General features: G+C 38.0%; 9 protein-coding genes and 1 tRNA gene. All 10 read left to right on the forward strand.

Translation table 11 applies throughout. The features are described from left to right. Positions 1-547: hypothetical protein (locus B4237_RS14105; protein ID WP_286943621.1), on the forward strand; the 547-nt coding region annotated here is incomplete at its 5' end. Between the two features lie 18 nt (positions 548-565). Beyond that, positions 566-8,239 (forward strand): T9SS type A sorting domain-containing protein, encoded by a 7,674-nt coding sequence (locus B4237_RS14110; RefSeq protein WP_286943623.1) that lies wholly within the window; start codon positions 566-568, stop codon positions 8,237-8,239. Further along, positions 8,236-8,925 carry a hypothetical protein gene (locus B4237_RS14115; RefSeq protein WP_286943625.1) on the forward strand — a complete coding sequence of 230 codons (690 nt, stop codon included), beginning with the start codon at positions 8,236-8,238 and terminating at the stop codon, positions 8,923-8,925. Before B4237_RS14110 ends, B4237_RS14115 begins: the two co-directional genes overlap by 4 nt. A 2-nt stretch (positions 8,926-8,927) precedes the next feature. Then, the gene (gene tadA / locus B4237_RS14120) at positions 8,928-9,383 is read left to right on the forward strand and encodes a tRNA adenosine(34) deaminase TadA (protein ID WP_286943627.1); all 456 of its coding nucleotides are present in this window, start codon (positions 8,928-8,930) and stop codon (positions 9,381-9,383) included. Between the two features lie 29 nt (positions 9,384-9,412). After that, positions 9,413-9,685 (forward strand): hypothetical protein, encoded by a 273-nt coding sequence (locus B4237_RS14125; RefSeq protein WP_286943629.1) that lies wholly within the window; start codon positions 9,413-9,415, stop codon positions 9,683-9,685. A 47-nt stretch (positions 9,686-9,732) separates the two neighbouring features. After that, a tRNA-Ser gene (locus B4237_RS14130) sits at positions 9,733-9,820 on the forward strand. A gap of 11 nt (positions 9,821-9,831) precedes the next feature. Next, the gene (locus B4237_RS14135; RefSeq protein ID WP_286943631.1) at positions 9,832-10,980 is read left to right on the forward strand and encodes a hydroxymethylglutaryl-CoA reductase; all 1,149 of its coding nucleotides are present in this window, start codon (positions 9,832-9,834) and stop codon (positions 10,978-10,980) included. Positions 10,981-10,989: 9 nt separating this feature from the next. After that, positions 10,990-11,709, forward strand: coding sequence for a lysophospholipid acyltransferase family protein (locus tag B4237_RS14140; protein ID WP_286943632.1), 720 nt, complete (start codon positions 10,990-10,992; stop codon positions 11,707-11,709). Then, positions 11,684-12,382: an FAD-binding oxidoreductase gene (locus tag B4237_RS14145; protein ID WP_286943635.1), complete on the forward strand. Its 699-nt coding sequence runs from the start codon at positions 11,684-11,686 to the stop codon at positions 12,380-12,382. Before B4237_RS14140 ends, B4237_RS14145 begins: the two co-directional genes overlap by 26 nt. Further along, positions 12,375-13,216, forward strand: an 842-nt coding sequence (locus tag B4237_RS14150; protein WP_286943637.1) for an FAD-binding protein, incomplete at its 3' end; no start/stop codon positions are given. The genes B4237_RS14145 and B4237_RS14150, both read left to right, overlap by 8 nt.

The following is a 13,216-nucleotide window of genomic DNA, read 5'->3' on the forward strand; positions in this document are numbered from 1 at the left end:
TGAATTTGGTGATGATGAATTTGGCGATGAAGGTTTTGATGATTTCTCTGAAGACTTTGAGGAAGAGGAGGAGGACGTTGGTGAGGCTGCGTCTCGTTTGGGATATACCCTAAACCTGAGTGGATCTTCACCTGGATTTGTAAATCATCAGTTGCAAACATATAATTCGGCTGTAGATGTTCGACTTTCATTTGAAATGCCTATTCTGCTTCAAATCGCAGGAATTAGATTTAGACTGGGAGCTGAAGTAGGCACCTTTAATTTTAAAAATTACCTTCCAAGAGGAGGAGAATTTAAGGGTGTTCACGCTACAGGAATACTATCATTTCCCGCTGGACCTGGTCAGGTAAAACTTGGAGCAGGTTTAGTTGGTAGCGGTATGGGTATCATTGCTGAAAATAGTTATGGCATGACTTTGGGTAATGCTGTTGATCTACGCATTGGTGTTCGCTCAACAACATCATTCGGAGCAAAAGATAGCAATGAATACGACCTAGGCACCGTCTCGTGGATGGATGGTATTTTAGCATTAGGTTTTAATTTATAAAATCGAATGGTTTCAGATTTGAAACATTTTAAGCTAATAATTTTACCTGTATGCTTATTTAGCTTTCTTTCTTCGCAGTCAGCTACTGTTCAAACAGCTGCTCGAGCTGGAGGAGCATCAACTGCTCAGGTTCCAAATGGATATTATAATATCACAGCCTCCCAGGCAGACGGTTGGACATTTACGGTTTCTGGGTTCGTATCTGGTGGATCTTATAGAGTTAAAGCAAACAATGATGGTGGTGGGACATGGAACAATGTGACAGGTTTTGTCTCTAATCCGGGCACTGCTTTTTCATTCACCATCGATGAAGCAACAGTAAATGCTGCAAGCAATGTCGCGGTTGCTGATGGAAATAGAGTTTTCTTTCAAGTGCAAAGTTTTAATGGTGACAATGTGAGTCAAGGCCAAGTAAATGCGGAAGTCACTGGTGGTTATGGTGGAAATCATTGTTTTTATATTGATCGAGTAAGGCCTGTTGTTAGTTCATACGATGATGCATATGTAAAATCTGGTGTTACTGTAACTGTTACAGGTTCAGGCTTCGCAACACCTGCAAATGCTACAGCTCAGGTAACAGTTGGGGGACAAAGTTATAATATTGTTGGTGTTGCTAATGATAACACTCTAACATTTACGACTGGCGCAGGTAATTTTAAAGATGTGGTAATTATAACTGATAAAGCAGGAAATAAGAATACTTCTGGCCCACAATTAACTGTAGATAATTTAGCTCCTGTCGTTGGCTCGGTTAATAAGAATTCAATTAAAAATGGTAGTACAGCAATTATAACTGGTAGTGGTTTTCAAACTTCTCCAGCTAGCCCTATTGCCTCAGTGAAGGTTAATAATGCAACAACCGGTATTGGAGGATTTAGTGTAAACTCAGATACACAAATTACTTTAACAGCAACAACTGGCGATGTAGCCCACAGTGTTATTAAAATTACTGATGAGGCTGGTAACTCTAGTACTGCTACAAATGTTAAAATTGCCATTGATAATACAGCCCCAAGTATATCAGGTATAACGGATACTGGTGGTAATGCTAAATCTTTAGGTAAGAGCGGTGATCAGATTGAAGTTAGAGGAAATAATTTTGTCTTAACTGGCACAGATGACTCAGTGGTCAAATTTGCTGGTCAAACTACTGCCGATCTTGGAATAACAGTCAATTCAATAACTAATACGAAAATCACACTCACATTGGGCAACACCGAAGTATCAGGTGCTCAAGTTACCGTTTCTGACGAAGCAGAGAATGTTGGAACCGGTGGCAATTTCACAATTGACAATACTAAGCCTACGGTTTCATCTGTAGGCACACAATACATTAAAAATGGTGCTACATCCATAATTACTGGAAGCGGATTTACTACTAATGGAGATGCAAGCGGCGTTAAACTAGGAAATACATCAATAAATGGAACAAATGCAGCTTACACAGTAGACTCTAATACTCAAATAACAATTACAGGTGCAGCTACTGAATTTACTAATCAGAATGTAGTTGTTTTGGATGCGGCGGGAAACGAAAGCACTGACTCAGGAAAGCTTTTAACAATTGATCCAACAAGACCAAATATAACAGGTATTCAAGGAAGTGCTCCTTACATCATCAAATCTGGTGCATCGGTTCAAATTAATGGAGATAACGATAAATTTACCACTGGATCTGGCACCTCAAGCGCAGAAGTTGATGCAAACATTCTCATTAACGATACCTGGCCAACTGGAATGACGGCAACTGTTTCTGGAAACGCGGTGGTTATTACTGCTGGAGCGGGTGAGGTAAATGGTGCAGTCAAAATCAAAGATAGAGCAGGAAATGAACATACCAATGCAGGCCCTGTTGTAATTGATAATACAGCTCCTGTTGTTAATAGCATTGGTCCAGATACTGATAATGATAAATTAGTCCACATTAAATCTGATGGAACTATTACCATTTTAGGTAGCGGGTTCACTAATTCAGGCATTGCTAGTTCAGATGGAAGCGTTAAGCTTGAATCAGATGACTGGGCTAGTACTTATGGAAGTGTTACTGTAAATAATGATGGTCAAATAACATTAGCGAATGGCTCAGGGGGTGACGCCAGTGGCAGAATAACAGTTCTTGATTTTGCTGGCAATGAAACCACTGTGAGCGATTACACAATATTTGTTGATAACACTAAAGCGGTCTCTACCAATATTTCAGTTGGTGTTGTTAAGCAGGGCGCAACGGCTGTTTTAACTGGGACTGGATTCAAAAACGGAGATGCAGAGTCAACTATCACCATTGGCGGTCAAAATGCAGGAGCTACTACATTTACATATACTGTTGATTCAGGAACTCAGATTACTATCACTGGAGGGTCAGGTGACATAAACGATGGAGCGATCGTAGTAACTGACCCCGCAGGAAATGTTTCAACAACAAATAAAAAGCTTACTGTTGATAATACCAAACCTTCTGTATCATCTGTTGCTACCGCAACAATAAAAAATGGGGCCACTTCTGTTATAACGGGAAGTGGATTTTTTACTCAAGTTGATGGAGTAAACGACGGAACGGATTTGAATATCACTGTTGGTGGTTCAACTCCAGCTGGTATGACATGGGTTGTTAATAGCAATACTCAGATAACTATTACAGCAGGTGCTGGTGAGGTAACAGAGGGAAACATTGTTGTTACCGACCGTGCTGGAAATGCTAGCACTGAAACCGGCAAGCTTTTAACAATCGATAATACCGCACCTGAGCTTCGCGGTGTAACGGTTTCATCTATAAAATCCAGTGGTGAAACTACATTATCGGGCACTGGATTCTTGGTAGGGGGTGATATTCAAAATATTAAGGTCGGAGGTTCTGTTCCTACCGGAATGACCTACAAAGATGTTACGGCAAATTCAATAGTGATTACCGCTGGAAATGGTGAGGTTGCTGATGGTTTAGTAACAGTAACAGATGCAGCAGGAAACACAAGCACTAGCCTAGTTTATTTAACTATTGATAATACTCTACCAACAATAAGCGGTGTAGGAACAGCTGCAATAAAGTCTGGTCAAACCTCCGTTATTAGCGGAGCAGGTTTTAAGAACACAACCAACAATTCTAATGAAACGATAGTAATTCAAGAAATTTATGTTGATGGTTCGAGACCAGCTGGATTAACATGGGCTGTAAATAGCGCCAATCAACTCACCATAACTGCTGGCGCAGGTGAGGTCACAAACAAAAATATTACAGTTAAAGATTCGGCGGGCAATTGGAGTACAAGTAATGGTCAGTTTCTTACAATCGACAATACAGCACCTGAGCTTACAAGTATAACAGATCGGTGGATAAAAAATGGCGAGAGTACAGTAATCAATGGTTCGGGCTTTCAAAGCTTTGGTGGAGATGCTTCAGCTGTTACGATTGGAGGTAAAGATTTGGCTACAGCGGTTGGATCTGGAGGGTTAGGAGGATCATTTACCGTAAATAGTGATACAAAAATTACTGTTACAGCAGGCTCAGGAGAGGTTACCAGAGGACTTGTAACTGTTACAGATGCGGTTGGAAACGTAAGTAATGCAATCAAAGCTATATCCATTGATAATACGAGACCAGCAGCACCCGAAAAATTATGGCTTTGGTACAGTGATACAGGTACAGATGAAGATAATGTGAGTAACGATAGCACACCATTTCTTCAAATTAAAGGGGTAAGCAGTTCTGATTCTATTACTGTTAAAGTAACAAAAGCTGGTACCGCTAACAATGCAGCATGGCTTGGAAAACCTTCTTCGTCAAACGGTACCCAATATTTAACATGGGAAGAAAGAACAAACGAAATAATGGCTAACCCTGGTCTGGAGGGATATGACAGATTTGCTTTGTTAACCAATAACGCCGCTCCAACGCAACTAACAGATAATGGCGTGTACACTTTCACCGCATTTGCGATTGACAGCGCAGGAAATGAATCATCATCTGGGGCGATCTATAAATACACTTTTGATAATATCGCACCTGATGAAGCCTCTCTTAGTTTGATTACACCTGAGACTAATTTTGGACAATCCGATACTGATTGGATTACTAACAGTAAAAGACCAGCGTTTGTGGTTACAAACGTTCCAGCAGGTCACAAAATAAGATTATATACTGATGACCCTGATGATGTAGGCGTTGGTAAATTTCTTACATTGGTTGATGATACTACGCGATCCGTACCTGCTACAATAGTTGTTGCAGAGGATTTGCCCCATGATCAAGTGTTAAAAAAAGTTAACGGTGTTGATGTTTTTGATAGCGATGGAATTGATCGATATTACAGGCCTGTAGTAATTGATACCGCTGGTAATTCAACTACTGGTGTGTTGCAAATTGTTGAAATTGACCAAGTTAGAGATACCGCTTCAATTACTTATGGAGATAATCCAGTATGGTCTGGAGATAATACGGTGGACATTAGCGTTAAATTTACCGATAATATGAATACGGTCACTGCACCCAAACTAGATATTTACTGGCCCGGAGATGTGACGCCTACGATTGAAAATGCTGCAATGACACAAGGTAGCACTGATTCCTCATGGACATATCAATTAAATTTAATTGATGACAAAACAGGTAATGTACGGGTCATCCCTAATGCGTTCGATAAAGCTGGTAATTATTTCGATCAAGCAGCAACGCAAGACACACTTACGTTATTCTTAGATAATACTCCCCCTGACTCTTCTAAGATTGGTCTAATTACCTCATTTGGCGATACGAGCGTAACCGGATGGTTTAACGATTATACAGATTCTTTAAAATTCCTTGTTCCTTTAAACGCAAGTGATTCAACTCTCCTTAGAGGTGGAAAGCTCCGAATTGAATCAAATGTCCGTGCAAAATTAGGTGAAAACACCTGGCGCATCGTAAGAAACAATGCTGGGAGCGTAGAAGATAGTATTGTCCAGCGCGGAAACAATGTTCCTATCGTTCGATCAAGGCAAAGCATACTTAGTTCATTAGATGGAACCTTATTCCAAGGAGATACGATAAGATTTAGAGCGACTGTATTTGATAAGGCTGGTAATTCAACTAGTGGAGAGGCTAGCGAGTCGGTTTTTGTACTCGATACTATTCCTCCTGGTGAAAGACCATTTATAAATGATACTCTCTTTACTCAAGGCAATACAAAGAGCTTTTTAACCATTAATCGCGACACTACTTGGACCAATGATACTCTTAGATTTGCTTGGTTAAATTGGCCAGACTCCGTTCTAGTCAATGAAAGACCCTCAGGCTTATCTTATTATCAGTATTCTGTTTATCAAAGCACAAAAAAAGATCCAGGAGTTAATGATTGGACCTTATGGCGCAATTTTAAGAAGATCGCGCAAGACACTCTTGTTACATCAATTGATTCACTTCGTCACGATAGAAAATATTACACCGCAGTAGTTGCTGTTGATACTGCGGGCAATCGCTCCGATACTGTTCGATCATCTATTACGCTCCGTCAAAACGTAGAGCCCGTTATAAGCGCAATTAATGACACTACTGTAAAAGAGGATATAGAATGGAAGCGTTTAGTTGAAGTAAAAGATGACGATGCTAAAACCTTGTTAGGAGATTCCTTCACTTATCAATTAATTACAATGGCTGTGGATACAATTAAAAAGGACTCCTCCGTCATTCAAAATCTTAATGATGATGCGGCTAGTAAATTTAAAGCTAAGATAAGTACTAGTGGAGAACTGACCTTCACTCCGTCACCACTCGATTCGACGGGTAAAGATACACTCTATCTCTTTAGGGTAGTTGCAACAGACGCGTGGACAAAAGACGATACTTTTGATATAAATGTCAAAGTGCTGCCTGTTAATGACAATCCTATCATTGACTTGTCATCCTACACCAAATTCAGCTCATGGGGTTATAAGGAAGGCGCTCGAAGCGATAGCATTCCTTTGACGCGTTATGTCTTTGACGAAGACAACGATACTACTGATTTAATCTTTACATTTAAAATCATTGGATCCTCCCAAAATAACCCAGGTTACCCTACAGCAAAGCTAGGCTTTTTGTCTCCTGTGAGTAGTGGTTTTAAGAAAAAATTTCTAACAGATCTTGTAGATGAATATCCAAAATCTACTATTATGCAAAAAAATAATTCTTTTTTAGTCTATCCTCCAGGTGTGACAAATCTTAAAGATCCAGTAAAAGTTGATTCCACTAGCAAAGTAGGAGATGTATTTACGGATACTACTTACGCATGGATAATGCCTACAGATACCACCACATTAGATACAAATTATTATACAATTGATAGTATGAGAGTTGAATTTACCGTTATCGACCCTGGAGGACTAACCGGTAAAGACACCATACCTTTCTTTATTAATCCTAAAAATGACCCACCAGTATGGAGTGGTCTAAGAGATACGGTAGTTATTGAAAGCGATTCTTTGTCTTTAGACTTTGCTAACTACTTAACTGATACCGATGATACCTTACTTACGGTTTCTATTTTGCCGTTAACCTATGCAAGTAAAGTGGATATCAAAACACCTAAGGATAGCATTAGGGGTGATACAGTTTTCTATATTTCAAGGGGAAGAAATGAACCGGTCTTTTTTAAACCTCAAGCCTTGTGGTATGACTATAAACCTGCAAATGTCCCTGGAGATGAAGGGGTATTGAGGGCCGGTCAATGGAACCCAAGTGACACATCATCCAATAAAATACAATTTGAAATTACGGCCGCTGATGATTCAGGAAGTGTAGCTACCGATACATTTTCTGTTAAAATTCAGCGTGTACCACGTCCCGAGATCCGCATGTACGTTGTCCAAAACAATGCGTTTACCGACTACTATGAGATTTTTCTTGTAGACTCGTTGGCTACTACAACGGACATCAGTTTGAAAGTTCAATCTGAAATTATACGTTTGGATACAGCGGCCGCATATACTTATGTTGGAAATCATTATATCCGAGGCTCTGTATTACAAAGAGAGTTTGATATTTATGCAAAAGGAACTGTCGGCGATACAACATTACCAACAAAAATCATTACATTTACTCTTGCAAAGACATACGGCAATTGGTCTGGATCAAGCGCAGATGGAAGATTTGGAGTTCTTGGTAGAAATGGTTCGGTTGATTACGATCAAACATTAATGATAATAGATTCATCCTTATTTGAACCCTATTTTAACGATCAGGCTTCATATTTGCTAGGCAATGAGTCTTCTCGATTTAAAAAATCGGTTCAAGTTTCTCTGTTGACTGAAGAAGATGAATTAGCTATTTACCAAAGATCAATTGGATCTGGTTGGATAGAACTTGCTTCATATAATGAAAATGGTCAAATAATGGCGTATACGGATAAAATGGGCTACTTCAGAGTGGGGCCCAAAACAATGATTGTGCCTGGTCAAACCTCATTACATCAAAACTACCCCAATCCGTTTAACCCCACAACTACGATTGAGTACGATCTAGGCTTTATTGATGGACCCACGCAAAGAGTTAATATTACTGTTTATGATATTCTTGGCAGAAATATAAAAACATTAATTAACGAGCAGCAAAATATTGGCAGATATCGAGTGAAATGGAATGGCAAAGATCAAAATGATGTTCCTGTTTCATCCGGCATTTATTTTGTAAATCTTCTAACGGACACTGGTCGCTCAGAAACAAAAAAGATAATGTTAATGCGATGAACAGGACTTTACAAAAAACTACACTTTTATGTTTTATTTTACTCATCACCCTTTTCGTAAATGGTTGCAGAAAAAATTTCAGTGCCACAGCTGAACATAAAGCATCCTATGGTTGGGAAATGTATGAATTAAAAGATTATTTAAAGAGTAAAGAATGGTTTTTTAACTCGATTCAAACAGATGATAAATGGAAAGACGGTTACAATGGCTTAGGGTGGTCATACGCTAAACTTTTAGAGATGGATAGTCTTGACACAGATGATATTGGATCAATAAGAACATTTCATCGGGGACTTTTACAGCCTAAGGACCCTTGGAATTCTACCGATGTCCAGCTTGAAATCTTGGCAGGATTAACCTTTGCATACCATGCCAAAGGCAATAACAAAGAAGCCGTTAAGTTTGGAAATGCTTTAATCGATTCCACTTTAATAGGTCTCAACCCTTCTAGGTGGCATTCTTGGGCTTTTAGCCATGATTCAACGTTAAATTATCTTGATCTGCGCATAACTTTAGCCTCTTCTTATTATGCCTTAGCAGAATTTGATTCAACTCAAGTGCATTTAAAAGTGATCTTAGATTCGCTAGGGTCATCCACAAAGCTCATTTCGGACTATAAAAGTCTATTAGGTAGGCAGATGGTAGCTCAACAGCTTGATAGTCTGCAAAAAGTCCTTCAAAAATAATAGTGAATAATCAACATACTTCATGGATGAGGCTTGCCCTATTGCAAGCTCAGAAAGCCTACGAGTCAAATGAAATACCAGTTGGAGCAATTGTTGTTCTTGATAATAAAGTAATCGGAAGAGGGTATAATCAACGTGAAATGTTGAATGATCCCACCGCACACGCTGAAATTATCGCTATAACCGCTGCAGCTAACACCATTGAAGATTGGAGATTAAACGAATGTGTGCTCTATGTTACAAAAGAACCCTGTGCGATGTGTGCTGGTGCAATCATTAATTCTAGATTGAAAATGGTTATTTTTGGTTGCTATGATAAAGAAATGGGATGTTGTGGTTCACTTTATCAGCTTTGTGGAGATTCGCATTTAAAAAACAATACTGCTGTTCGAGGTGGAATTATGGAAGAAGAATGTCTTTCAATTATCCGTGATTTTTTTCAAATTCAACGCCATTAGATAATTAATTAATTAAATTGGAATTTTATATGAAAAAACTATTATTAATACCTGTTTTTATGTTTTTAACCGTCGCCTGTGAAGATGAAAAGGATGATGCTAGTAGCTCAGCTAATTGTTCCACAATTATGGCTGAATTAGATGCAGCAAATGCAGCTTTTGAAACAAGTATGTCCAAAGCCGATTGTGAAAAGGTTATTGAAAAGGCCGAAGCACTCGTTAATTGTATGCCTGATGGAGCTGAAAAAAATGAGATGAAGTCAGACCTTGATGACATAAGAGGAGTTTGCCAAATGTTATAAAATAATTTTTTAATGTAGAATAATTTCTGTTTTAAAAATATTATTTTGGAGAGATGGCAGAGCCTGGTTGATTGCGCCGCACTCGAAATGCGGTATATCTTTTAGATATCGGGGGTTCAAATCCCTCTCTCTCCGCAAAGAAAATCATGAAAGAAAATAATAAAAAAATGATCCCTAAGGGTTATACAAGTGAAGATACTAATAAACGCTTAGACTGGTTAAATGAAAAAATTGATTTTGATTACGATTCAGGGTTGTCAACAGTACCAGAAGATTTAAAAGGTATCATTGAAAACCACATTGGTTTTATGAAAATTCCAATGGCTGTAGCTGGCCCACTTAAGATCAATGGTAGTTATGCAAATGGTGAATATTATGTACCCATCTGCACTCTTGAAGGTACATTAGCCCTTTCTATGTCCCGTGGAATGATCGCAACTCATAGATGCGATGGAATAAGTGTAAATCATATCAAACAAGAATTGTCCAGAGCTCCAGTATTTATTTTTGATGATCTAAAACAATCCGCGGATTTTATGAAATGGGTGGATGAAAGTTTTAGTGAAATCAAAAAAATAGCAGAATCCACTACAAATTATGGAAAACTACTAAGAGTGGATAGGTACCCTATTCAAAACTACGTCATCTTAGACTTTATATTAGATACTGGCAACGCTGCGGGTCAAAATATGGTTACTTTAGCCGCTAAAACTGCTTGTGATTTCATTAAGGACAAAACCGGTATAGAATTTTTTTTAGAATCTGGTTTTAATAGTGACAAAAAAGCATCTGCTAGAAACATGATCATGGGAAGAGGGCACAGTGTAATAGCAGAAACAACAATTTCAAACTCTGTCATTCGAAGCATTCTCGATGTTGACATTTCAAATTTAAAAAAATATCAAGAAATTGGCCCAACAACTACTAGGCTGGCTGGAACCGAGGGATGTCATTTGCACGTTTCTAATGCCCTTACTGCCATCTATCTTGCAACTGGTCAGGATACGGCTTGTGTAGCTGAAAATTCAATAGGACATTATCAAATAGAGCCCCTGGAAAATGAAGTCAAATTTCGACTTACTTTGCCAAGCTTAACAGTCGGCACTGTGGGCGGCGGAACTAGACTATCGCCCCAACATCAAAATTTAAAACTCCTTGGCTGTGATGTTGGAAATGATGCTGCAAAGAAGCTTGCAGAAATTATTTGTGCCTCAGCTCTTGCACTTGAAATATCTCTTTTTTCTGCTTTGGCCTCTCATACCTTCACTAGGGCTCATATGAAATATGGCAGATAAAATCTCTGCATGTCTATCTTAGATAATCCAAAATATTCTTATCTGATTGGCAAACAAAACCTATTTTTTAGAATATGGAAAAAACTTTTTTATTATTACTGCAGTTTTGTTTTTACTGTTTACACACCTGTTAAAGTTAAGGGAAGGAAAAATATACCTAACACATCTGCAATTTTTTGTAGCAATCATAACAGTCATATGGATGTGGCTTTAATTAGTTTTGCAATAAAAAAAAGTTTTAATCATTTTGGAATGCTTGCTGCCATCGATTATTGGTTTGATAGTTTTGTTAAAAAAACACTAACCAATATTGTAATGAATCTCATCCCTGTCTCTCGCAAATCTGAAAAGGAAGAAAATAGTCTTAGTTTTGAGGATACAGTGGTTCTTTGTAAAAAATTTATGGAGCATGATCAAAGAAATATTGTCATATTCCCTGAAGGCTCTCGAGGTACTTCTGATGCAATACTACCCTTTAGAAAAGGAGCCGCACGTTTCGCTCAAGCTCTTAAAAAGCCTATCGTACCGATATATATTAGCGGCTCATCAAAGTCCTGGCCAAAAGGTAAGATTTTTATGAGACCATGTAGAATTACAATAAATATACTTGAGCCTATTGAACCACGTGATTACATTTCTAACAATAAAGATGAATTTTCTTTATCTAATATCATAACCAGTCATCTTGAAAAAAGGATTAAGGATGAAAGAATCAGAAATAAAATCTGAAAAATTTCTAGCATCAAAAAGTCAAAAAAGATTACATCGCTGGGGATACAAAGACTCTGGATTTGAGCTTGATGGTGAAAAAAGCGTTACCTTTGTTGGCAATAGATATGAAGTCAGTGGAACTAGTATGCCAGATTTTATCCCTTATATTGAAAGCGTGCTTGGTATTGAATTTAATAAGGATGATGAACTCACATCGGTAAGCAAAAAACCTGTAAATCCTCCAGCAATCAATTCAGAATTTTATGATGCTGTTAAAAAATCTTTTAAGGAAGACAGATATACTATTGATGATTTAGAAAGATTGATTCATAGTCATGGTCAAGAAACATTCAAGGATATCTATAAGGTAATTTATAAATCAATTGAAAGAACCGTAGATTTAGTTTTTTATCCTGAAAATGAAGATGAAGTAAGAGAATTGATTGAACTATCATCAAAATTTAATATTTGCCTCATACCCTACGGTGGAGGAACTAACGTTACAAGAGCCTTATCGATCCCTGAGAATGAAAATAGAATGGTCGTTTCTGTTGATATGAGAAGGATGTCAAAAATTGAATGGATTAACAGCGAGGACAGAAGGGTTTGCGTTCAGGCTGGGATTACTGGAGGAGAGTTGATAGAGGTTCTCATGGCTATGACCCTGTACCTAAGAGAGACAAATGAATAGACTATTTTTGTATAGTGGTCTGCTTTTCATATTAATTTTAATATTCGATGCATATGACAGGGACTATAATCAACCAAAAACTGAAATAGTACAATCCGAGAGCACTGGAAGCACAAGTAAGTCAGCTAAGCAGCCACCTCAAGGCTCCATTATTAATAAAACTTCACCAGGCGCCGGCGCCGCAGAGATAATTCAAAAAGAAACAAAGTCATTAGAAAATAATAAACTTTTTATAAACTTCGACGCAAAATCAGGTGAATTATTATTTTCTAAACTAAAAAATTATCCTATAGAACTAGGNNGAGGAGAGTTGATAGAGGTTCTCAAGGAGAAAGGCTTTACCATCGGTCACGAGCCTGATAGCGTAGAGTTGTCGACTGTTGGCGGTTGGGTAGCAACTAATGCGAGCGGAATGAAAAAAAATCGTTATGGAAACATTGAAGATATAGTTGAAAATATATCATTGGTTTCTCCAAAAGGAGTAATTAAACAAATCAATCCAATTTCCCGAGGTTCTATTGGTTTTAAACCTCAAAATGTCTTGTTTGGATCAGAAGGCAACATTGGTATAATTACTAAAGTCATTCTCAAAATGCATGAAATACCCCATGCTCAAAAATACAATTCTGTTATTTTTAAGCAATGGAGCGATGGTGTTGGATTTGTAAAAGAGCTTTCAAAAACTAATTTTATTCCTGCGAGTGTGCGACTAGTTGATAATATACAATTTCGTTTCGGGCAGGCTTTAAAGCCGCGACCAGAAGGGATAAAAAAGTATAAAAGTATTATTGAAAAATTCTTTGTAACAAAGGTTAAAAAATTTGATCCTGATAA

Source organism: Acinetobacter sp. UBA6526 (assembly GCF_002434875.1).
GTDB classification, from domain to species: domain Bacteria; phylum Pseudomonadota; class Gammaproteobacteria; order Pseudomonadales; family Moraxellaceae; genus Acinetobacter; species Acinetobacter venetianus.

Excerpts from the sequence above, each read along its gene's own strand:
- B4237_RS14145 (WP_286943635.1), top strand. The coding sequence starts at position 11,684 with ATGAAAGAATCAGAAATAAAATCTGAAAAATTTCTAGCATCAAAAAGT.
- B4237_RS14135 (WP_286943631.1), top strand. The coding sequence starts at position 9,832 with ATGAAAGAAAATAATAAAAAAATGATCCCTAAGGGTTATACAAGTGAA.
- B4237_RS14125 (WP_286943629.1), top strand. The coding sequence starts at position 9,413 with ATGAAAAAACTATTATTAATACCTGTTTTTATGTTTTTAACCGTCGCC.
- B4237_RS14140 (WP_286943632.1), top strand. The coding sequence starts at position 10,990 with ATGTCTATCTTAGATAATCCAAAATATTCTTATCTGATTGGCAAACAA.
- B4237_RS14115 (WP_286943625.1), top strand. The coding sequence starts at position 8,236 with ATGAACAGGACTTTACAAAAAACTACACTTTTATGTTTTATTTTACTC.